The following is a 22,632-nucleotide window of genomic DNA, read 5'->3' on the forward strand; positions in this document are numbered from 1 at the left end:
GTAAGGCGAAGCCGCCACCCGGCACAATGCCCGGCATACGCCGGGCATTAATGGTTATTTCGCGTCGTCAGGCAAAGCATAGGCCACGATATAGTCGCCCATCTTCGTACCAAACGAACCGTGGCCTCCGGCAGAAACGACCACGTACTGCTTACCGTTTACCTCATAGGTCATCGGCGTTGCCTGGCCTCCGGCGGGTAAACGTCCCTGCCACAGTTTTTCCCCGTTGCTCATGTTATAAGCGCGCAGGTAGTTGTCGGCGGTTGCGGCAATGAACAGCACGTTACCGGCGGTTGAGATTGGCCCGCCGAGCATGGGCATCCCCATGTTGAATGGCACCGGAACCGGCATCGGGAACGGCATACTGTCGCGCGGCGTCCCTATACGTTTCTTCCACACGATTTCATTGGTCTTCAGATCCAACGCGGAAATATAGCCCCAGGCCGGTTGTTTACACGGCAGGCCAAACGGCGAAAGGAACGGATTCAGCGTGACGCCGAACGGTACGCCGTACTGTGGCTGAATACCCGCTTCTGTTCCGGTACCTTTCGCGTCTTTCGGCGGCTCCATCGGATTACCCGGGCCGCGTGGGATCAGCTTCGAGACAAACGGCAGCGCCATCGGGTTAGCGATAGCGACCTGACGGTCTGGATCGACGGAAATACCGCCCCATTCAAACATCCCCAGGTTGCCAGGGAATACCAATGTCCCCTGCTCGGACGGCGGGGTGAAGATACCTTCATAGCGCAACTGGTGGAACATAACGCGGCACACCAGTTGGTCGAACATGGTCGCGCCCCACATATCCGCGCCGGAGAGATCTTTTTTCGGGCGGAAGGTTAAATCAGAGAACGGCTGAGTTTTGGCGACGTAATCGCCTTTTGCCGCGCCCTGTGGGACCGGTTTTTCCGGAGCGGGCACGACCAGCTCGCCATTACGTCTGTCGAGCACAAAGATATTACCGGTTTTCGCTGGCGCATAGATAACCGGAACGGTAGTACCGTCAACGGTAATATCTGCCAGCGTCGGCTGTGCCGGCAGGTCCATATCCCACAGATCGTGATGGACGGTCTGATAACTCCAGGCCAGTTTCCCGGTGGTGGCATTCAGCGCCAGAATGGAGCTGGCATAACGTTCCTGCTCCGGCGTGCGGTTACCGCCCCAGATATCCGGCGTGGTCACGCCCATCGGCAGATAGACCAGATCCAGTTTCGCATCATAGGCGGCAGGCGCCCAGGAGTTCGGCGAGTTAAAGGTAAAAGCGTGCTCATCGGCTGGAATCGCGTTCGGATCTTTCGCCCCCGGATCGAAGGCCCACAGTAGTTTACCGCTATTAACATCAAAACCACGGATAACGCCGGACGTTTCGCGGGTAGAGAAGTTATCCGTGACCGAACCGGCAATGACAATCGTTTTATCGGTGATAATCGGAGGCGACGTCGGTTCATACAGTCCCGGCGTGGTGTCCGGCATATTGGTTTGCAGATTCAGGACGCCTTTGTTGGCGAAGGTTTCACACAGCTTGCCGGTTTCGGCATTCACCGCGAAAAGGCGACCGTCATTGACCGGAAGGATAATGCGGCGCGGACAGTCGGCGATGACCTCCGGCGAGGCGGTATCCGCTTTGGCCTCATGATAAGAGACGCCGCGGCAGGTCACATGCTGGAAAGACGAATCGGTCTTCAACTGAGGATCAAAATGCCACTTCTCTTTACCGCTGGCGGCGTCCAGCGCGAACAGACGCTGGTGAGCTGTACACAGATAAAGCGTATCGCCGACCTTAATCGGGGTCACTTCGTTGGTGATTTCGCCCGGATCGTTGGGTTGTTTCAGATCGCCGGTGCGGAAGACCCACGCTTCTTTCAGTTGGTGAACGTTATCCGCAGTGATCTGTTTCAGCGGCGAATAGCGTTGGCCTTCCTGATTACGTCCATAGGCCGGCCAGTCTTCGTCGGCGATCGACGAGCTTGTTGCGGCGGGCGTGGCGTCGGCGCGAAGCGTACCGTTGATCTCCTGCGGGTCGTTGAAGCCAGCCCAGGTCAGAATGCCGCCGCTAATCAGCAGCGCCACGACCAGCGCCGCCACTGCGCCGCTGGAAGGAACCACCAGCCGATGCCAGACAAACGGCAATATTAGCCAGATGCCGAAAAACACCAGAATATCGCTACGCGGCGTGAGCGCCCAGAAGTCGAACCCGACTTCCCACACGCCCCAAATCATTGTCGCCAGCAGCAGGGCGGCATACAGCCACAGCGCGGCACGTTTACTGCGCCATAGCAATCCGGCCACAACCAGCATCACGAGGCCCGCGATGGGGTAGTACCAGGAACCGCCAATAGCAACCAGCCAGACACCTCCGATAAGAAGATACAGCCCACAAAGTGCTGCAAAGAGGGCCGTCAGCGTCACGAGTAATCGTGGCGATCGTGCGTTATTTTCTGCCATAAAAAGACACCATCCCAAATTGTTAATTTTTTAGTAGCAATTAAGTATAGGAATTAACATGTGTGATCGTCATCACAAAATGAGCTTTCTTATCAAATGCCGCGAATGAATACGTTTGCTGTTATACTGCGTGCCTTGCGCGTCAATGCGGCGTTATTAGTCACCGGCATTGAGTGATTTGTTTTTAAATCATATGGTTATAAATATGAAACATACTGTTGAAGTCATGATCCCCGAAGCGGAGATCAAAGCACGTATTGCCGAGCTGGGTCGTCAGATTACCGAACGTTATAAAGACAGCGGCAGTGAAATGGTGCTGGTAGGTCTGTTGCGTGGCTCATTTATGTTTATGGCGGACCTGTGCCGTGAAGTTCAGGTTCCTCATGAAGTCGATTTTATGACCGCCTCCAGCTATGGTAGCGGCATGTCCACCACCCGCGACGTGAAAATCCTCAAAGATCTGGATGAGGATATTCGCGGTAAAGACGTGCTGATTGTCGAAGACATTATTGATTCCGGTAATACGCTGTCGAAGGTCCGTGAAATCCTGGGCCTGCGCGAGCCGAAATCGCTGGCGATTTGTACGCTGCTGGATAAACCGTCTCGCCGCGAAGTGGACGTGCCGGTTGAGTTCGTTGGCTTTTCGATTCCGGACGAATTTGTAGTCGGTTACGGTATCGACTACGCCCAGCGTTATCGCCATCTACCGTATGTTGGTAAAGTGGTGCTGCTGGACGAGTAAGCGCAGAAATGCCGGATGGCGTCGCTAAAGCGACTTATCCGGCCTATAGCTAATGGCTTATTGGTGGGGAATGTATTTCAGACTTAGGGCGGAGATACCCTTATGATAGCCGTTCTCCAGCGTTTTTTTGTTGGTGGCGGTGACGTCAAGATCGCGCAGCAGGCCATCATTGATACTGTACGCCCAGCCGTGAATGGTCACATTCTGCCCGCGTTTCCACGCTGACTGCATAATGGTGGAATGCCCCAGGTTATAAACCTGCTCCATGACGTTCAATTCATAGAGCGCGTCCAGACGTTGCTCTTCGGGCATTTTTCCCAACAGCGAGCTATGTTTAAGCCAGATGTCGCGGATATGCAGCAGCCAGTTATTAATCAAGCCCAGCTCAGGGTTTTCTACCGCAGCCTTGATACCGCCGCAACCGGAGTGGCCGCAAATGATAATATGCTCAACTTCCAGAACATCAACCGCATACTGAACCACGGAGAGACAGTTCAGATCGGTGTGAATAACCAGGTTAGCCACATTACGGTGAACAAACAATTCGCCCGGTTCAAGCCCGGTTAAACGCTCTGCGGGAACGCGGCTGTCGGAACATCCAATCCATAGAAAGCGCGGTTTTTGCGCTTGCGCCAGTTTCTCAAAAAATCCGGGGTCCTCTTCCACCAGCATTTTTGACCATAGTGCATTGTTGCTGATGAGTGTATCTATGTCTTTCATGGAAGTTAACGACCTGTAACCAAATAAGTGCGTTGGGCTAATATAGGGCAACTCCGTAGTTATTTAAACCATATATAAAGTGTAAGAACGTAAAGTAAGTGAGAATTTATGACCATTGCGCTGGAACTTCAACAACTTAAAAAAACCTATCCCGGCGGCGTTCAGGCGCTGCGCGGCATAGATTTGCAGGTCGAAGCGGGGGATTTTTACGCGCTTCTGGGGCCAAATGGAGCAGGGAAATCGACCACCATCGGTATTATCAGCTCATTGGTTAATAAAACGTCCGGGCGCGTTAACGTTTTTGGTTACGACCTGGAAAAAGACGTGGTCAACGCCAAGCGACAGCTTGGACTGGTGCCACAGGAGTTTAACTTTAACCCGTTTGAAACGGTGCAGCAGATCGTAGTGAATCAGGCCGGTTACTACGGCGTGGAACATAAAGAGGCGGTTTTACGTAGCGAAAAGTATTTAAAACAGCTCGATCTGTGGGAAAAACGTCATGAACGCGCGCGGATGCTCTCCGGTGGGATGAAACGCCGCCTGATGATCGCCCGCGCATTGATGCATGAACCTAAGCTATTGATTCTCGACGAGCCGACGGCGGGCGTCGATATCGAATTGCGTCGCTCGATGTGGGGATTCCTGAAAGACTTAAACGCCAAAGGCACCACCATTATTCTCACCACCCACTATCTGGAAGAGGCGGAAATGCTGTGCCGCAATATCGGTATTATTCAGCACGGTGAGCTGGTGGAAAATACCTCCATGAAAAATCTGCTTTCAAAGCTGAAATCGGAGACGTTTATTCTGGATTTAGCGCCAAAAAGCCCGCTACCTAAGCTTACGGGTTATCAATATCGTCTGGTGGATACCTCGACTCTGGAGGTGGAAGTGTTACGCGAGCAGGGGGTTAACAGCGTCTTTAGCCAACTGAGCGAGCAGGGGGTTCAGGTATTAAGTATGCGTAATAAAGCTAACCGTCTGGAAGAACTGTTTGTGTCGCTGGTGCATGAAAAACAAGGAGATCGCGCATGATGCAGCTTTACTGGGTTGCCCTTAAAAGCATCTGGGCGAAAGAGATCCACCGCTTTATGCGGATCTGGGTGCAAACGCTGGTGCCGCCCGTCATCACCATGACGCTCTATTTTATTATTTTCGGCAACCTGATTGGTTCGCGCATCGGCGAAATGCATGGTTTTAGCTATATGCAATTTATTGTGCCGGGCCTGATTATGATGGCGGTCATTACTAACTCCTACGCGAATGTCGCGTCGTCATTTTTTAGCGCCAAGTTTCAGCGCAATATTGAGGAGCTGCTGGTCGCGCCGGTACCAACGCACGTGATCATCGCCGGATTTGTCGGTGGCGGCGTAGCGCGCGGGCTGTGCGTGGGGATTCTGGTGACGGCGATTTCGCTCTTTTTCGTGCCTTTCCAGGTGCATTCCTGGGTATTTGTCGCGCTAACGCTGATTCTGACCGCGATTCTGTTCTCGCTGGCCGGACTGCTGAACGCCGTGTTTGCGAAAACCTTTGACGATATCAGCCTGATTCCCACCTTCGTGCTGACGCCGCTGACCTACCTCGGCGGGGTATTTTACTCGCTGACGCTGTTGCCGCCGTTCTGGCAAGGGCTGTCGCACCTGAACCCAATCGTCTACATGATCAGCGGCTTCCGCTACGGCTTCCTGGGTATCCATGATGTACCGCTGGTGACGACGTTTGGCGTACTGGTGATCTTTATCGCCGCTTTCTACCTGCTGTGCTGGTCACTGATCCAGCGTGGGCGCGGGTTGCGCAGTTAAGCGTTGACAGGGGCGTTGGGTTGCGCTTCGCTTCACTTCATCTACGGGTCCGTAATATCAATGGGTTACGGGGCTGTAGGTGGGGGAGGCTTGCTGAACCCCAACGCTTCTCTCAGCGAATCTGAATCTCCAGCGTGGCGGTAGCCTGGTATTCTCCGGTGTGGGGAACATGTCCGGTGGTATTGACCGGCGCGGCGGTGAACTCGGTGCTGCCTTTACCGTCTGTGTAATCTTCAATCGGCAATTCGGCGCTGCCGCCGGGAACGATGGTCTTATCGTATTTATCGGAAATCCGTATCCCTAAATTCTCATTGTCGGTTTTCAGGTATTCCGGGTTGTGCGGATCGGTTTCTCCGTTCAATGACATTGACAGGTTGGTGCCGTCCGCCACGTTGCTACAGGTAAAGTTTACCTGAGTGGTGACGTGCGAGTTCTGCGGACTGTCGCCGAGATTACGAATATCTTTGCCCTCAATATCCGGCAGCCTGACCTCGATAACCTGCCCGGCGTTGATGGAACAGGACTGAGGCACGGTAATAGTTCCGGACAGGGTGACGTGCGCGACAGGGGGAACGGCGGGGGAAATATTATCTCCGCTGCTGCCCGGCGTTTTTGATAAATAGAGATTCATGATCGTTGTTTGCGGGATCGAGATTTCGCCGACCAAAGGATGAGTAATATAAATCCTTACCGTGCCTTTATTGCCCGCTGTCATTGATTTCATTTCTGCATCGCCACAGCCGCCTGCGGAACTATCCTCATTGCTGATTGAGGAAAACGGGACGGGAATATATTCGCCAAGCTTCCCGGCTATATACGCTTCGGTGCCAATTTCCAGTTTGCCTGCCACGAGGACATAGTAATCCATATGTCCGTAGTATCGCGTCTCGCTGTGTGTGCCTTTCTGCGTCAGATCGCCGGTGGTCGCGGTGAAATAGTTGTACCCGCGATAATCACTGTTATCGCAGTCGCATTTAGCCGAATATTCTCCGCCTGCTGACCAGTGCTCTTCAACGATGGTTCCCGTCTGGTTCCCATCCGTATCGGTAATGGTTTGATTAAAACTAAAAGGAAAATTATGCGTGCCGCTGGTGGGTTGACACCAGCCGCTTCCGTTGCCCATCGTTCCTTCTGCCAGCGCATGGCCTGAAAATAGCGACAACGCCAGCAGCATCCATAAATTCTTCATTGTGTTCCTCACTGGCAGACGGCGTTCGCCATCACGATGCCGTTCATATTTTTGCTGATATCCAGACGGTAATCCGCGCGGCAAGAGGCGCTTCCCCAGTTCACCAGCAGCAGGCCCTCTTCCGGCAGGCCGCTGAGGAAGGTCTGGCCTTTATCGCCGACGATACTGGCCAGGTTCGCATCCTGCCCATCGACGCTTGCCGTCGCGCCAAAGGGCACGGGCTCGCCATTGCTGCGCGTCAGCGTTAACAACACGCGATAGCCCTTATGCGTGTCATACGCCGCGCGCACCACCGCATTACGCGTCGGATAGACGGTCTGGTTGTTGAGCGGAATATCCACGTTGTCAGCAAACGTGCTGCTGTCGAGCGAGATATCGTAGCGATAATACGGCGTGACGTTGGGGATCACCGTATAACCCCGGAAGTCGGTGGCGACGCCGGTCTGGTTTTCAACCGAAACGCCGCTGGCGCCGGGCGCTTTAATTAAAATCGCCGCTCCGGTAATCGGCTGGCTCAGGGTAATACCGTTTTCGTGCGCCAGAATGCCGCCACTGATGCCGTAGCTGACCTGTTGGCTATCTGGCGACTGATTGTAACCGGCGTTGAGATTGGCATAAGTGCCTTTGTAGCTGGCGTTTACCCCGCCGGAATCACCGTCTTGTGTGCTGTGGCTCTGCTGTAACGACCAGTTCAGGTTTCTGTCACGCAGCGCGGTGCCGCTAAGGGTGGTGCTGTTCACCGTGGCATCGTGCTTACGCGTGTTCAGCATATAGCTGGCGTATAGCCTGGAATCGAACACCGTAAACGGAACGTGCAGCGACAACGTGAACAGCCGATCGTTCTGGTTATAACGATCGTCGTCGTTATCATCATCGTCATTGTCCGATCGGTACTGGTAGGTGTTTTTGTTATAGCTGTAGCTCAGCGTATAGCTCACCGGACCCCAGCTATTGTTGTAACTGGCGCTCAGAGATTCCATCTGCTGCGCGCTGTGCCAGTAATCTTCTTTGACCCAACTTAGCGTTAAGGAACCGAGCGTATCGCTAATTTGCTGGTTGACCGAAGCTTCGAAACGATTATGGCGCTTGCCGTAGTTATCATAAAAATCGTCGTCCGGGTTGATCACCTCGCTCAGCGAATTGTAGTTTTCGCTGGCGTAACGATAGCCGGCCAGCGAAAACGTGGTGCCCGTACTGACGACGCCCTTGCTGTAGCGGACGCGCCAGGATTGCCCGATTTCTTTGCGGCCATCGTCAAATTTGGCGTGCGACCAGATGCCGTCCAGGGAAATGGCCCCCAGCATCTGCATATTTTGCCCGACGCCGAAGGCGACGGACTGGTATTTATCGCCGGCAATCTGGCTGCCGCCGTACAGGGTGATGCCCCACGGCAGGCCGTACAGCAGGGTCGCCTGGCCGAAGTCGTCCAGCGTGTGGTTGTTATAATCGCGATATTTACCCACGGTCACGCTGTATTTTGCCCGTCCGGTGCGCTGCAGAATCGGCAGCGAAGAGTAGGGCACGATAAAATGCTGTTCGCTGCCGTCGGCTTCTTTTACCGTTACGTCATAGTCGCCGTTGCTGCCGGTGGGAAACATATCGTTGATTTCAAATTCGCCCGGCGAAACGGCGGTCTGATAGGCGATATAGCCGTTTTGCCGCACGATAACCTGCGCGTTTGAGCGGGCGATGCCGCGAATCGTCGGGGCGTAACCACGCTGGCTGTTGGGCTGCATTTGATCGTCAGAGGTAAGCTGGAGGCCGCGAAAAGGTACGCTGTCGAACACGTCGGATGGCGTATTGCTGTCTCCGGCGGTGAACTGGCTTTTCAGCGCGATAATGTCGCGCTGTAAATAGTTATAAACGCTGTTCCAGCTACCGCTCTCGCCGTTATTTGAACTCCAGTTACTGTAGTTGCGAAAACGCCACGGCCCGAGGTTAAAACCCGGCTGGAGAGCGAGATACTTCGATTCCGCATCGTCGGAATCCTCGCTGGAACCGTACTCTTTATAGCCGCTGAAGCTGTAGTTCAGCATCAGCGCGGTAATCCCCTCCTGCCACTTTTCCGGCGGCACGTAGCCGCGCGCGTTGTTGGCGATGTAGAGTTGCGGGATGCTTACTGATAATGCCTGTCGCTGAAAATCAAACTGCTGGCTGGCGCCGGGGATAACGTTGAGATCGACGCAGCCTTTTTCACTCTCCAGGGTTGGAAAAAGGTCGGTTTTGACGCCGTTATCTTTTAGTTCCTGGAGCCGTAAACAGCCCTGTAATGCCTGTTGACCGTCACTGAGCGTCGTGAGTTGAAAATCAACGTTTCGCGCGCCGATTTCTGTTTTATTGATATTGATAGTGACGTAATAGGTGCCAGGCAGCTGGCTTTTGTCGTTATCAAATGTCGACAGATCGACGCTTGTGCGACTCGCCTGCCCATGGTTTTCAATAAATGCCGGATTGAAATAGTCGCGCGCCCATGCAACGTGTGCGAACGTGCTGCCCAGCGCGATACACACAGCGCAGCGCGATAAATAAAATACCCGGTGTTGCCTTTTGCGCATCGGCACTCTCATCCCTGTCACTCTTCTCAAGGCGTTTGTTTATGTTCGGGGCCAGTACCGCCAAAATCGTTGATGATAGACCAGACAATCGGGCCGCTGGCGGCGGCAGGCAGCGTGTACTGCGCGTTGCCGAAAGGCGCCACATAGCGCGGGGCTTTCACTTTTTGACTGCCAACGGAAAGGGTGGCGAAGTTCATATAATAGGGCGTGGGGTTCTTCACGGTGAGCGTGCGACCCTGACGCGACCACGTTAACCGATCGGCAACTTCTTCTGGTTTTTGGGTTAACGCTTTTGGCCGGTAAATCAGCTTAAATTCCGCTTTAACGGCCAGCATGAGCGTGTTGTGTTTATTGTCCGGATTGCTGCTGGGAATCGATTTAATATCCAGCCAGTACAGCGACTCGCGATCTTCCGGCAAATTGCCGCCGGTACGGATAATTCGCAGTACGTTCTTTTGCCCGCCATTAAGGCGAAAAAGCGGCGGGGTGACCATAAACGGCGCATCGCCGCTCGCCCCTGTTTCGCTGATCGATTGCGCCCAGGACTGAATTAAATAGGGAACGTTGTCGCTATTGCTTATCGATATGGACGCATCTTTGGCATCGCCGTGAAAAATAACCCGCGTTGTGCCGATGTTTATCCCTGCGGCATGCGCCAGCGAACCGCACAACAGGCAACAAAGCAACCCTGCTTTAGCCAATGAATTCATTGATGACCTCAATAAACAAAGGGGCCAGCCGACGCTGGCCACCAGGATCAGTTATATTGCAGATAGAATGTTGCGGTTGCATCGACCGTTCCCGACTTAACGGGAACCGCGGTGGAGATATAGCGGGCGGTGAAAGGCATTGAGAGTGACGTCACCCCCTCTGCTGTAGGGAGGTTGACTGGGGCAGACCATGCCTGAAGATCGTTAAAGGTCATAGTGGTGCCAGCGTTATCAAGAATCTGCACGCCAATATTCTCAGCATCAGCGTCATTTTTCAGGATGGTCGCATCGGTTCCGTCGAGCGTACCTTCAAAGCGCGCCTGTACACTGCTGTAGATGTTTGCGTCGCAGTTTTCGAGATCGATGGTGAAGCCTTTATCCCCTGCCGTCTGCCCTGCGGCAGTAAAAAGAGAGGCAAATTCGTCCTGTAATGTCACCTCTACTGAATCCGTTGTTACCGTACAGGCGTTTTGCTTAATGAGGCCGGTGATATGTACGGTGCCGTCTTTGGCGGTGTCTGCCAGCGCGGCGGGGGAGAGGGTGATGGCAGCCAGTGCCACAGTGAGTGTTTTTAAGGTGAGTTTCATTATCTTTGATCCTTTAAGATATTATAAATATTGACATAGTAACAATATCTATAGTGTGGGAAGTTATTGTTCTTTTTATTGCCGAATGAGTAAATATAATGTCCGATGATTTTTGCGGCGCGAAGAAAAATTCAGAATACATAAATATGAAATATCTATAATATATATTTAATCAATTATTTTGGTGAGTGTTTGTTTAATTGAATCGCCGTGATTACCCTTTAATAGGCCAGATTCTATGAAGGCTGCTAACAATTTTAAAAATAATGCAAAATTTTTTGAATAAAAAATGATCGTAGTCATAGTGTGTTGTCGGCCAAAAAAACATGCTGACATCATGCAGGATTGGAGCTCAATGGAGGAGAAGTTATGCTGGGATGGGTCATTTCCTGTCATGACGATCGGGCGCAGGAAATGCTCGAAGGTCTTGAAAAGAAGTATGGGCCGTTGGCGCAGTGTCGGGCGGTCAATTTCTGGCGTGGGCTAAGCGTAAATATGCTCAGCCGCATGATGTGTGACGCCCTCCATGCCACCGACTCCGGTGAAGGCGTGATATTTTTAACCGACATTTCCGGCGCGGCGCCTTATCGTGTCGCGTCGCTGATGAGCCATAAACATTCTCAATGTGAAGTTATTTCAGGTGTCAGCTATTCATTGATGGAAGAAATGATTCCATGGCGAGAGTCAATGAGCAGTTCAGCATTTCGCGACCAGATTGTCGCGCTTGGCGCGCCGGATGTCACCAGTCTCTGGCATCAGCAGCAGAAAAATCCGCCTTTTGTATTGCTGCATGATTCGTATGAGTTTTGATCAATACCATTGACGACGCTTTTGCTACAATGACGGCGTTTTTTCGCCTCGGTTATGATATATGGTTATGCGCGTTGTTCTTATCTTGCTGTTCTTTTTCGCCGGTAATGTGTTGGCTGCCTTGCCCGCTCGTTATATGCAAACGACGAAAGATGCCGCCATCTGGTCGCAGATTGGCGACAAAATGGTGACCGTAGGGAATATCCGCGCCGGACAAATTCTTTCCGTAACGCCTGTTGCGGCTGATTATTATGCCTTTAAATTCGGCTTCGGTGTGGGGTTTATCGATAAAGGCCATCTGGAATCCGTGCAGGGAAAACAAAAAGTGGAAGATGGCCTGGGCGATCTTAACAAGCCGCTCAGCAATCAGAATCTGGTGACCTGGAAGGACACGCCGGTGTATAACGCGCCGGACATCAGTAGCGCCCCGTTTGGCGTATTGGTGGATAATTTGCGTTACCCCATTATTAGCAAGCTGCAAGGCCGGCTACATCAAACCTGGTATCAGATCCGTATTGGCGACAGGCTGGCTTATGTCAGCGCCATGGATGCGCAGGAAGACAACGGCATTCCGATTTTGACCTATCATCACATCTTACGTGATGAAGAGAATACCCGTTTTCGCCATACGTCCACCACGACTTCGGTTCGGGCATTCAGCAACCAAATGACCTGGCTTCGCGATCGCGGCTATGCCACGTTGACGATGTACCAACTGGAGGATTACATCCATAACCGCGCGAATTTCCCGGCGCGCGCGGTGGTTATCACCTTTGACGATGGCCTTAAATCGGTGAGTCGCTATGCGTATCCGGTATTAAAGCAGTACGGTATGAAAGCGACGGCATTTATTATCTCATCGCGTATTAAGCGCCATCCGCAAACATGGAATCCCAGATCGCTGCAATTTATGAGCGTGTCCGAATTGTGCAAGATAAGCGACGTTTTTGATTTTCAGTCGCATACCCACTTTTTACACCGGGTAGATGGGCATCGTCGCCCGATTTTATATAGCCGCAGCTACCATAATATTCTGTTTGATTTTGAACGCTCGCGGCGGGCACTCGCACAGTTTACTCCGCACGTATTTTATCTTTCTTATCCCTTTGGCGGTTATAACGCGACCGCGATCAAAGCAGCAAAAGACGCCGGTTTCCATCTGGCGGTCACCACGGTGAGAGGGAAGGTGAAGCCGGGAGATAATCCGATGCTGCTCAAAAGGCTGTATATTCTGCGCACGGATTCGCTGGAAACCATGTCGCGGCTGATCAGCAACCAGCCGCAGGGATAAGGACTATCAGGCAACCTGTACCGGAATAGCTTTCGCGGTGCGCTTCATTTCGTTGTCGCCTTCAAAATAGGCCACTTTCGGACGCCATGTACGCGCTTCTTCATCAGACATGGTGACGAAGCTGGCGATAATCACAATGTCGCCAACTTCAGCGCAGTGCGCCGCCGCACCGTTCACCGAGATGATTCTGGAGCCGCGTTCAGCCGCAATCGCATAGGTTGAGAAACGTTTCCCATTGGTCACGTTCCAGATATCAATCGCTTCGTTTTCCAGAATACCGGAGGCATCAAGGAAATCCTGGTCAATGGCACAGGAACCTTCGTAGTGCAGGTCCGCCTGCGTGACTTTTACGCGGTGGAGCTTGCCTTGCAGCATGGTGCGAATCATAACTTCTTTACCCTGTCGTTTAGCTTGGCTAAGCAGGCGCTTGTGGCCTGCTTTGGAAATTCTCAGGCAGTATTGCCCGATTTTTAACCCCTGTCTACTGGGCTAATGTAACGCTTTGATTATCGATCAGACGCGCCTGACCCAGCCAGGCGGCGGCCAGAATCACTGCGCGTTTGCTGGTTTCCGTCAGCTCCTGCAGCGTGTCGGCATCACGGATTTGAATGTCGTCGGCACGGAAGCCTTTTTCATTCAGTTCCTGTTCGGCAATGGCAATAATCTCTTGCAGCTCACGATTACCCGCGATCAGTTTTTCAGCGATGCTATTCATCACGTTGTGTAGACCCGGCGCAATTTTGCGCTGCTCTGCGGTCAGATAACCGTTACGTGAGCTGAGCGCCAGACCGTCTTTGGCGCGAATAATCGGCACGCCGACGATCTCAATGTCATAACTCATATCCGCCACCATTTTGCGGATCAGCGCCAGTTGCTGGAAATCCTTCTCGCCAAAGCAGGCGATATCCGGCTGGATCAGGTTGAACAGCTTGCTGACGATAGTCGAGACGCCGCGGAAGTGGCCCGGACGGCTGGCGCCTTCCAGCATGGTAGAGAGGCCGGGAACATCAACGTACGTCTGGCCTTCCAGCCCCTGCGGGTAGATTTCCTCAACGGCTGGCGCAAAGACATAATCGACTTTGCGTTTGTTCAGCTTTTCACAATCTTCCTGCAGCGTGCGCGGATAACGCACCAGATCGTCCGGCCGGTCAAACTGCATCGGGTTGACGAAAATGCTGACGATCACCACATCAGCCCGGGCTTTTGCCTCATCGACCAGCTTCATATGGCCGTCGTGCAGGTTGCCCATGGTGGGAACCAGTGCGACGCGTTTACCTTCCTGACGCAGACGACGAATATGCTGGCGCAGCAGCGGCAGGGTTTCAATGATTAGCACAACAAAACTCCTTGAGTTGCTTGATGATCCTGCCCGATGGCGCTGCGCTTATCAGGCCTACATCCGTTGAGGATCTGTAGGCCGGATAAGACGCGTCGCGTCGCCATCCGGCACGGTCAGAAAAATTAGTGAAAGCTGTGTTCTTCGCCCGGATAAACGCCGGACTCCACTTCAGCCATATACTGCCGTACGGCGGCGCGCATGTCGCCCGCCTCGGCAAGGAAATTTTTCGCGAATTTGGGAATATGGCCGCCGGTGATGCCAAACGCATCGTGCATCACCAGGATCTGACCGTCGGTGACGTTGCCCGCGCCGATGCCGATCACCGGAATCGACAGCGCTTCCGTGACGCGCTTCGCCAGCTCAACCGGCACGCACTCCAGCACCAGCAGTTGAGCGCCAGCCGCTTCTAAAGCCAGCGCGTCATCCAGCAGCACTTGTCCGGCATCGCCGCGGCCCTGAATTTTATAGCCGCCGAAGATATTCACCGACTGTGGCGTTAGCCCCAGATGACCACAAACCGGCACGGCGCGTTCGGTGAGCATTTTCACCGTATCAACCAGCCAGGCGCCGCCTTCAATTTTGACCATATTGGCCCCCGCACGCATCACGATAGCCGCGTTTTCACATGCCTGTTCCGGGGTGGCGTAAGCCATAAACGGCAGGTCGGAGAGCAATAGACAGTTGGGCGCGCCACGTCGCACGGCACGAGTGTGGTAAGCGATATCTTCCACGGTGACAGGCAGAGTGGAGTCATGCCCCTGAATCGTCATGCCCAGCGAGTCGCCAACCAGCATCACATTGATACCTTCGTCGGCAAATAACTTAGCGAAGCTGTAGTCGTAGGCGGTAATTGTCGCGAAGCGTTTTTTCTCTTGCTTGCATTTCTGCAGCAGTGAAATGGTGGTGGGTTTCATAACGTTTCCTGATGGTAAAAGTTATATTTCCCGGCATTCTAACAGTCATATTCAGGGGGGCAATTGATTTAAGCAATCGTTTGGCGCTAAAGCAGTAAACGCTAAAGGGGAGGCGATGTTTTACCAGTGGGCGGGTTTTGCAGCACCAAGATGGGTGAGATGCTGATGCAGGCTGATACCATCCGGAAAGATCAGATCAGGAGCGATTTCGAATAACGGCCACAGCATAAAACCGCGGTTTTTCATGTCGTAGTGCGGCACGGTCAGACGGTCGGTGTTAATGACTTCATCGCCAAACAGCATAATGTCGAGATCCAGCGTGCGCGGCCCCCAGCGTTCGGCCTTGCGCACCCGGCCCTGTTGCAGCTCAATGCGCTGGGTATGGTTAAGCAATTCTTCGGGGGCGAGAGCGGTATCCAGCGCCACCGCAGCGTTCAGGTAATCGGGCTGATCCTGTGGGCCAAGCGGCGGCGTGCGGTAAAACGAAGACACCGTGACGATACGGCTATCGGGAATGTCGGCGATAGCCTTCAGGGCGGCATTGACCTGCTCCAGCGGAGAGGCCAGATTACTGCCAAGCGCGATATACGCGATCGTCATACGGTGCCCTCGCGGCGCGGCGCGCGTTTGCGCGGACGTGAACGGCGGCGGCGTGGAGCAGGATCGTCGTCCAGCTCGTTGAGCATCCCTTTTTGTTCCGGCGGCGCGGAAGCCTGAAACTCGGCCCACCACTGCGCCAGACGTTGCAGTTCAGTATTATTTTCCACCTGAGCGCGCAGCTCCAGTAAATCAAACGCGGCGCGGAATTTGGGATGTTCCATCAGTTTCCAGGCGCGTTTGCCCTGACGTCGCGACATCCGTAACTGAAGCTGCCAAATATCACGGGTAAGTGTGGTAAGGCGTTTCGGGATCGCCAGTGAACGGCAGGCTTCATCCAGCACGTCATTCATGGCCAGCGCGAAAGCGTCGTAATAGGCCAGACCGCTCTCCTGAGCGATTTTTTGCGCCATCTCCAGCAGCGGATACCAGAACATGGCGGCAAACAAAAATGCCGGATTAACGCGCATCTCGTTACGGATGCGGTTATCCGTATTCTTCAACACCTGCGCAATGATGCGTTCCATTGCGCTGTCGCCGTTTTCGGTGAAATAACGCGTAATGGTAGGAAACAACGGCTGGAAGAGGTTGTATTCCCGCAGTTGTTGATAGGTTTCAAAACCGTTCCCCGCCTGCAGCAGCTTCAGCGACTCTTCGAACAGGCGCGCGGGAGGAATGTCGTTTAGCAAGGTAGCCAGACGCGGGATTGGCTCAGCCGTTTCAGGGCTGATACGCATATTGAGCTTCGCAGCGAAACGCACGGCGCGCAGCATTCGAACCGGATCTTCGCGGTAGCGCGTTTCCGGATTGCCGATCAGGCGAATCACGCCTTCTTGCAGATCCTGCATTCCGCCGACGTAATCGCGCACGGTAAAATCCGCTACGCTGTAGTAAAGGCTGTTGATGGTGAAATCGCGGCGCTGGGCATCTTCTTCGATAGAGCCGAAGATATTATCGCGCAGCAGCATACCGTTTTGCCCACGCTGGGAGGTCGTACGGTCGCTTTCACTGCCTTCATGATGACCACGAAACGTTGCCACTTCGATAATTTCCGGGCCAAACATCACGTGAGCCAGGCGGAAACGACGCCCCACCAGACGGCAATTGCGGAATAATTTCCGTACCTGATCCGGTGTTGCGTTGGTGGTCACGTCGAAATCCTTCGGCTTTTTGCCGAGCAGGAGATCGCGGACGCCGCCGCCGACCAGGTAGGCTTCATAGCCCGCTTTGTTCAGCCTGTACAGTACCTTGAGGGCATTTTCACTGATATCTTTGCGGGAGATAGCGTGCTGTTCACGCGGGATAATCGTCATATGTGGACGGGCGACGGCTTGTTCTGCCTCGCTCTCCTCGCGGCTTAACACCTTACGGCAAAAATTAGCGACTCGGGTAAAAATAGCGCACCTCGGTAGTGTCATACATTAATAAGATCAACTTACTCTATGTCTTTCGCATTACGGCAGCCGGGCGTAAGAGAGCAACGCGACCTGGGCTGTAAGCATCATTAACGCCGCAGCAATGCGAAAGACGATGAGCAAAAATAGCGGCTAATCATAGCTCAGCGAGACGCATTTGAGAATGCCGGATTTACATTAGCCGATGTGGGTACGGCTGTAAGCCTCCAGTGCGTCACCGCAAAGCGCAGCAACTCCTCAACAGACATCTCCTGCCACGCTACGACGTCGCGTTGGCCTAAAAAGCGCAATGCCTGGACCAGTACCGGGCGCGGATCGCCTGTCGCAAGCGCAGGGGCATGATTTTGCTTGGAAAGTTTAGCGCCTTGTTCGTTGAGCGCCAGCGGAAGGTGCACGTAACCAGGCGCACGCCAGCCAAACTGTTTATACAGAGAAAGTTGTCGGACAGTGGGTTCGATTAAATCTGCGCCGCGGACGATCTCCGTCACCCCCTGAAAATGATCGTCGACCACCACGGCCAGATTATAAGCAAACAGTCCGTCGCGGCGGTGGATAATAAAATCTTCGCTCGCCAGCTGTGGGTCAGCCTGGATGTCGCCGCGCAAGGCATCATGGAAACGCATCACCGGATGCTGCTGTTTAATTCTGACGGCGGCATTCTCCGGCCCGTGGCATAACGTCCGGCAATGGCCGTCGTAAATACCGCCCAGACGTTGAATGCGCGAGCGGGGGCAAGTGCAGTAGTAGCTCAGTCCCTGCTCGTGAAGCCAGGCCAGCGCCTCGCGATAAGCCTCATGACGCTGTGATTGCCATAAGACCTCGCCATCCCAGTGCAGGCCGTAATGTTCCAGCTGGCGCAGAATGGTCGCTGCGGCACCGGGAACTTCACGTGGGGGGTCGATATCCTCGATGCGAACGCGCCAAATTCCGCGTTGCGCACGGGCTTGTAGATAGCTGCCGAGGGCGGCGATTAACGAGCCGAAATGCAGTTCGCCGGATGGCGACGGCGCGAAACGGCCAATATAGTGTGAGTCAGTCATGCTGCGGGCAATAAAGAATAAGGCGGGAAAACTCCCGCCTGTCATAAATAGGGTAGAAACGAACGGGATTAACCCGCCATCTGTTTTTCGCGAATTTCAGCCAGCGTTTTGCAGTCGATGCACAGATCGGCTGTTGGACGCGCTTCCAGGCGGCGGATACCAATCTCCACCCCGCAGGACTCGCAATAACCGAAGTCTTCATCTTCCACTTTCTTCAGCGTCTTCTCGATCTTTTTGATCAGTTTGCGCTCACGGTCACGATTACGTAACTCCAGGCTAAACTCCTCTTCCTGCGCGGCGCGATCGACCGGATCGGGGAAGTTGGCGGCTTCGTCCTGCATGTGCGTCACAGTGCGATCGACTTCATCCCGGAGTTGATTACGCCATGCTTCAAGAATACGCTTGAAGTGCGATAGCTGGGCTTCGTTCATATACTCTTCGCCCGGTTTCTCCTGGTACGGCTCCACCCCAGCGATGGCGAGAATACTCAGGGACGATGTTTTACGGTTTTGCCCTTCTTGCATGTTGCTTCTCCTTAACACGCACTATCGATCCCCATGTTCGGGGGAAAATCAGGTCGCTATAAATAGCAGATGCTTTTCCGGATAGCAATTATCTAAACGTAACACTTGACAACCCTGTGAGGAAAAGCGTATTTACGCACGCGGCCAGAATACTTAATAATCAGGCTGTTATTCCACTACAACGTTATGGGTACTGGTTCGTTCAGTTCCATTTTTTGGGCTGAAAGTTCTGCTTTATAAGCTAAAACTTCCACTCCTTTATTCTGAGCCTCGCTCAATAGCTGCGCGTATTTTATATCGATATGACGTGCGGGGGAAAAACGTGTAATGGCGGAGTGCAGCACCGCGAACACCACCACCGCGCGATGACCTGCCGCCGCAACGCCCATCAACTCCCGAAGATGTTTTTGCCCTCGTTCGGTGATGGCGTCGGGAAAATAACCGTTTTCTTTTTCCGCTAACGTGACCGATTTCACTTCAATATAGCAGTCCGGGCGGAAATCTGCCTGTAACATAAAATCTATACGGCTGCGCTCGGCGCCATATTTGACTTCACTTTTCAGAATATTGTACCCCGCCAGCGCCGGCAGGCGATTCTCCTGAATCGCTTCTTTCGTTAGCTGGTTCGCCCGCAGCGTATTCACGCAAATGAATGCGCCGAATTGCGTTTCAGTCAATTCCCAGGTATGCGGATATTTGCGTTTAGTATTTTCTGATGTCGAATACCAGACGGTATCGCCTGGCGTGGCGCAGCCGGTCATCGCGCCGGTATTAGGACAGTGCAGCGTAAGCGTCGTACCGTCAGGGGTGATCACATCGGCTAAAAAACGTTTATAGCGCTGAATCAGCGTAGCGCGTTGTAAAGGGGGGGAGAATATCATCGACATTCCTTCATTATTATTCGCCCAGCGTCCAGCGCTGCAGCTCGGCATAGCGGGTACGGCCTTGCCCATACGAAGAGGCGTAAAGCGCAAACGACGTGACCGGAAATGACCAGCAAAAGCCCGGCGGCGGGATAGCCACCGCATGGCTGGCGTCGCGCAGCAGCGTAATATGCGGGTGAAAAGGCTGCGGGCTTTGATAACAACCGCTGCGGGCGGCCTGCGCGCGCAGCATATTAGCCAACTGCAACAACCCGCGCGGCGGCTGGCGCATCCCCAGCCACACCACGCGCGAACGCAGCCACTGACCGGCGTCATCCAGATGTAGCGTAAAGCCCGGCTGGCGAATTCGTCCGGCCAGTTGCGCAAGCGCGCGCTGCTTATCGTTACTGACGTCGCCTAAAAAGGCCAGCGTCAGGTGCAGGTTCGCCGCTGCCACGGGGCGTCCGTCTTCAGACGCAAAATGGGCGGCGCGCCAGGCGATAATTTGCGCGCGCGCGTCGTCGGGTAAGTCAATCGCAAAAAACAGCCGTTTTGGCTCAGACATAGGGATACTCGGTTATGGATTAACACGATGCTACAATGCGGCGCAAAGAAAGTTAACCCCGTGGAGCCGTTTGTGACGTCATTGCCCGTTGCCGCCGTATTGCCTGAATTGTTGACAGCCCTAAAAACCGCGCCGCAGGTTTTGTTGTCCGCGCCTACCGGGGCGGGGAAATCCACCTGGCTGCCGTTGCAACTCCTGCAACAAGGTCCGGTTGCTGGAAAAATCCTCCTGCTTGAACCGCGTCGTCTGGCGGCGCGTAATGTCGCCCAGCGTCTGGCGGAAGCGTTGAATGAAAAGCCTGGCGAAACGGTAGGTTACCGGATGCGCGCGCAAAGCTGCGTGGGGCCGCGTACCCGGCTGGAAGTGGTGACCGAAGGCGTATTGACCAGAATGATTCAGCGTGATCCCGAATTACGCGGCGTGGGGCTGGTGATACTGGATGAATTTCATGAGCGCAGTTTACAGGCGGATTTAGCGTTGGCGCTGTTGCTGGATATCCAGCAAGGGCTCCGTGACGATCTCAGGCTGTTAATCATGTCAGCGACGCTGGATAACGACAGGCTTTGTCAGCGACTGCCTGATGCGCCGACGATCGTCTCGGAGGGGCGCGCGTTTCCCGTGGAGCGACGTTATCAGCCGCTCGCGGCGCATTTGCGTTTTGATGAAGCCGTCGCGATGGCGACAGCGGAACTGTTGCGCAATGAAAACGGTTCGCTGCTGCTATTTTTACCCGGCGTAGGCGAAATACAGCGCGTTCATGAACATCTGGCGTCGCGGGTAGGCAGCGATGTCCTGCTTTGTCCGCTGTATGGCGCATTGTCTCTGGAGGCGCAACGCAAAGCGATTGTTCCGGCACCCGCCGGGATGCGTAAAGTGGTGTTGGCGACTAACATTGCCGAAACCAGTTTGACGATTGAAGGGATTCGTCTGGTTGTCGATAGCGCTCAGGAGCGCGTGGCGCGATTCGACGCGCGAACGGGACTGACGCGGCTGGTTACGCAGCGTATCAGTCAGGCGTCAATGACGCAGCGCGCGGGGCGCGCCGGACGACTGGCGCCGGGAATCTGTTTACATCTGCTGGCAAAAGAACAGGCGGAGCGGGCGGCGGCGCAAAGCGATCCGGAAATCTTACACAGCGACCTCTCCGGTTTGTTGATGGAGGTGTTGCAGTGGGGATGTCACGATCCGGCATCGCTTTTCTGGCTGGACAGGCCGCCGGAGGTGAATCTTCAGGCCGCCCGCCGTTTATTATTGATGTTAGGCGCGCTGGAGGGCGAGCGGTTAAGCGCGCGGGGCCGGAAAATGGCGGCAATGGGTAACGATCCGCGCCTGGCGGCGATGTTAGTCAACGCCGACGAGGGCGACAGCGCCGCCACCGCCGCCATGCTCGCGGCCATCCTTGAGGACCCGCCGCGCGGCGGCGGTACGGATTTAAGCGTGCTATTTTCGCGGCGACAGCCGGGCTGGCAGCAGCGTAGCCAGCAGCTTTTAAAACGGCTGCAGGTGCGTAATGGCGAGCCGGATAGCGCGCTTATTATGCCGCTGTTGGCCAGAGCGTTTAGCGACCGCATCGCGCGGCGTCGTGGTCAGGAAGGGCGCTATCAGTTAGCCAATGGTATGGGCGCGATGTTAGATGCGGATGACGCGTTGGGACGTCATGAATGGCTGATCGCGCCGCTGTTGCTGCAAGGTAGCGCCTCGCCGGACGCCCGAATATTGTTGGCGCAGCCGCTGGATATTGCCTCGCTGATTCAGGCGTGTCCTGATTTACTGCGCCAGTCTGACACGGTTGAATGGGACGAAGCGCAGGGAACGTTGAAAGCGTGGCGCAGAATGCGTATTGGACAGTTGACGGTTAGTGTTCAGCCACTGGCGAAACCGTCTGAAGAGGAGCTTCATCAGGCGATGCTGAACGGCATCCGCGATAGAGGTCTGGCCGTCCTTAACTGGACGCCGGAAGCGGAGCAGTTCCGTCTGCGTCTACACTGTGCGGCGAAATGGCTGCCGGAATATGACTGGCCTGCCGTGGATGAGGCGTCGCTGCTGGCGACTCTGGAAAACTGGTTGCTGCCGCACATGACAGGCGTACAGTCGTTACGGAGTCTGAAATCTCTGAATGTGACTCAGGCGTTACGGGGACTGCTTGACTATGCCATGCTGCAACGTCTGGATAGTGAACTGCCTGGGCATTACACTGTGCCGACGGGAAGCCGAATAACGATTCGTTATCATGAAGATAACCCGCCCGCACTGGCGGTCAGAATGCAGGAAATGTTTGGCGAAGCGAAGACCCCAACCATCGCTCAGGGCCGCGTGCCGCTGGTGCTGGAACTGCTTTCGCCTGCGCAGCGACCGCTACAGATTACGCGCGATTTAAGCGCTTTCTGGCAGGGGGCGTATCGCGAAGTGCAAAAAGAGATGAAGGGCCGTTACCCCAAACATGTCTGGCCGGACGATCCGGCGAATACGGCCCCAACGCGGCGCACGAAGAAGTATTCGTGACGTGTTATACGTTGCCTCCAGG

Annotated in this window: 21 protein-coding genes; 6 read left to right on the top strand and 15 right to left on the bottom strand. The window is 54.2% G+C overall.

Going from position 1 to position 22,632, the window contains the following annotated elements:
- Window positions 1-54: 54 nt before the first annotated feature.
- On the bottom strand, window positions 55-2,445 hold the full coding sequence (locus ACLJQJ_RS15880; RefSeq protein ID WP_000829727.1) for a glucose/quinate/shikimate family membrane-bound PQQ-dependent dehydrogenase: 2,391 nt from the start codon (window positions 2,443-2,445) through the stop codon (window positions 55-57).
- Window positions 2,446-2,650: 205 nt separating this feature from the next.
- Here ACLJQJ_RS15880 and hpt point away from each other — a divergent pair, with 205 nt between their 5' ends.
- Window positions 2,651-3,187: a hypoxanthine phosphoribosyltransferase gene (gene hpt, locus ACLJQJ_RS15885; protein ID WP_000683342.1), complete on the top strand. Its 537-nt coding sequence runs from the start codon at window positions 2,651-2,653 to the stop codon at window positions 3,185-3,187.
- A 57-nt stretch (window positions 3,188-3,244) separates the two neighbouring features.
- On the opposite strand, the gene can is transcribed toward hpt, so the two are convergent.
- Window positions 3,245-3,907, bottom strand: a complete 663-nt coding sequence (can, locus tag ACLJQJ_RS15890; protein WP_000651590.1) for a carbonate dehydratase — start codon at window positions 3,905-3,907, stop codon at window positions 3,245-3,247.
- Between the two features lie 108 nt (window positions 3,908-4,015).
- Here can and ACLJQJ_RS15895 point away from each other — a divergent pair, with 108 nt between their 5' ends.
- Window positions 4,016-4,942 (top strand): ABC transporter ATP-binding protein, encoded by a 927-nt coding sequence (locus tag ACLJQJ_RS15895; protein WP_000150619.1) that lies wholly within the window; start codon window positions 4,016-4,018, stop codon window positions 4,940-4,942.
- On the top strand, window positions 4,939-5,709 hold the full coding sequence (locus tag ACLJQJ_RS15900; protein ID WP_000983418.1) for an ABC transporter permease: 771 nt from the start codon (window positions 4,939-4,941) through the stop codon (window positions 5,707-5,709). The genes ACLJQJ_RS15895 and ACLJQJ_RS15900 overlap by 4 nt, the downstream gene beginning before the upstream one ends.
- Window positions 5,710-5,821: 112 nt before the next feature.
- On the opposite strand, the gene ACLJQJ_RS15905 is transcribed toward ACLJQJ_RS15900, so the two are convergent.
- From ACLJQJ_RS15905 to stiA, 4 genes are read right to left on the bottom strand one after another with little or no spacing between them, the layout of a single operon-like run.
- Entirely contained in the window at window positions 5,822-6,898 is a 1,077-nt protein-coding gene (locus tag ACLJQJ_RS15905; protein WP_063809438.1) for a fimbrial protein, read from the bottom strand.
- Window positions 6,899-6,906: 8 nt separating this feature from the next.
- Window positions 6,907-9,453 carry a fimbrial outer membrane usher protein gene (locus tag ACLJQJ_RS15910; protein WP_063809437.1) on the bottom strand — a complete coding sequence of 849 codons (2,547 nt, stop codon included), beginning with the start codon at window positions 9,451-9,453 and terminating at the stop codon, window positions 6,907-6,909.
- Window positions 9,454-9,479: 26 nt separating this feature from the next.
- Entirely contained in the window at window positions 9,480-10,163 is a 684-nt protein-coding gene (gene stiB, locus ACLJQJ_RS15915) for a fimbrial biogenesis chaperone StiB (RefSeq protein ID WP_001086408.1), read from the bottom strand.
- A gap of 47 nt (window positions 10,164-10,210) precedes the next feature.
- Window positions 10,211-10,750, bottom strand: coding sequence for a Sti fimbria major subunit StiA (gene stiA, locus ACLJQJ_RS15920; protein WP_063809436.1), 540 nt, complete (start codon window positions 10,748-10,750; stop codon window positions 10,211-10,213).
- Window positions 10,751-11,119: 369 nt separating this feature from the next.
- On the opposite strand from stiA, the gene ACLJQJ_RS15925 reads away from it, so the two are divergent.
- Entirely contained in the window at window positions 11,120-11,560 is a 441-nt protein-coding gene (locus ACLJQJ_RS15925) for a PTS sugar transporter subunit IIA (RefSeq protein ID WP_000901958.1), read from the top strand.
- A 61-nt stretch (window positions 11,561-11,621) separates the two neighbouring features.
- Window positions 11,622-12,851, top strand: a complete 1,230-nt coding sequence (locus tag ACLJQJ_RS15930) for a polysaccharide deacetylase family protein (protein ID WP_063809435.1) — start codon at window positions 11,622-11,624, stop codon at window positions 12,849-12,851.
- 6 nt (window positions 12,852-12,857) lie between these two features.
- On the opposite strand, the gene panD is transcribed toward ACLJQJ_RS15930, so the two are convergent.
- From panD to thpR, 9 genes are all read right to left on the bottom strand, one after another.
- Window positions 12,858-13,238: an aspartate 1-decarboxylase gene (panD, locus tag ACLJQJ_RS15935; RefSeq protein WP_000621526.1), complete on the bottom strand. Its 381-nt coding sequence runs from the start codon at window positions 13,236-13,238 to the stop codon at window positions 12,858-12,860.
- A gap of 94 nt (window positions 13,239-13,332) precedes the next feature.
- Window positions 13,333-14,187, bottom strand: a complete 855-nt coding sequence (gene panC / locus ACLJQJ_RS15940) for a pantoate--beta-alanine ligase (protein ID WP_000905349.1) — start codon at window positions 14,185-14,187, stop codon at window positions 13,333-13,335.
- A gap of 125 nt (window positions 14,188-14,312) precedes the next feature.
- Window positions 14,313-15,104: a 3-methyl-2-oxobutanoate hydroxymethyltransferase gene (panB, locus tag ACLJQJ_RS15945; protein ID WP_000805489.1), complete on the bottom strand. Its 792-nt coding sequence runs from the start codon at window positions 15,102-15,104 to the stop codon at window positions 14,313-14,315.
- A 120-nt stretch (window positions 15,105-15,224) separates the two neighbouring features.
- On the bottom strand, window positions 15,225-15,704 hold the full coding sequence (gene folK, locus ACLJQJ_RS15950) for a 2-amino-4-hydroxy-6-hydroxymethyldihydropteridine diphosphokinase (protein WP_000150777.1): 480 nt from the start codon (window positions 15,702-15,704) through the stop codon (window positions 15,225-15,227).
- Window positions 15,701-17,098, bottom strand: a complete 1,398-nt coding sequence (gene pcnB / locus ACLJQJ_RS15955; RefSeq protein ID WP_204355897.1) for a polynucleotide adenylyltransferase PcnB — start codon at window positions 17,096-17,098, stop codon at window positions 15,701-15,703. Before pcnB ends, folK begins: the two co-directional genes overlap by 4 nt.
- 161 nt (window positions 17,099-17,259) lie before the next feature.
- Window positions 17,260-18,156, bottom strand: coding sequence for a tRNA glutamyl-Q(34) synthetase GluQRS (gene gluQRS / locus ACLJQJ_RS15960; protein ID WP_001682576.1), 897 nt, complete (start codon window positions 18,154-18,156; stop codon window positions 17,260-17,262).
- Between the two features lie 68 nt (window positions 18,157-18,224).
- Window positions 18,225-18,680 carry an RNA polymerase-binding protein DksA gene (gene dksA / locus ACLJQJ_RS15965; protein WP_001155232.1) on the bottom strand — a complete coding sequence of 152 codons (456 nt, stop codon included), beginning with the start codon at window positions 18,678-18,680 and terminating at the stop codon, window positions 18,225-18,227.
- Window positions 18,681-18,856: 176 nt separating this feature from the next.
- A complete protein-coding gene (gene sfsA, locus ACLJQJ_RS15970; RefSeq protein ID WP_063809434.1) occupies window positions 18,857-19,561 on the bottom strand; it encodes a DNA/RNA nuclease SfsA in 705 nt (234 codons plus the stop codon).
- A 16-nt stretch (window positions 19,562-19,577) separates the two neighbouring features.
- The gene (gene thpR / locus ACLJQJ_RS15975; protein ID WP_063809433.1) at window positions 19,578-20,108 is read right to left on the bottom strand and encodes an RNA 2',3'-cyclic phosphodiesterase; all 531 of its coding nucleotides are present in this window, start codon (window positions 20,106-20,108) and stop codon (window positions 19,578-19,580) included.
- A gap of 72 nt (window positions 20,109-20,180) precedes the next feature.
- Here thpR and hrpB point away from each other — a divergent pair, with 72 nt between their 5' ends.
- Window positions 20,181-22,610, top strand: coding sequence for an ATP-dependent helicase HrpB (gene hrpB / locus ACLJQJ_RS15980; RefSeq protein ID WP_052939491.1), 2,430 nt, complete (start codon window positions 20,181-20,183; stop codon window positions 22,608-22,610).
- The last annotated feature ends 22 nt before the right edge of the window (window positions 22,611-22,632 follow it).

The sequence above is a fragment of the Salmonella sp. SAL04202 genome (assembly GCF_046550775.1).
Classification (GTDB): Bacteria; Pseudomonadota; Gammaproteobacteria; order Enterobacterales; family Enterobacteriaceae; genus Salmonella; species Salmonella enterica.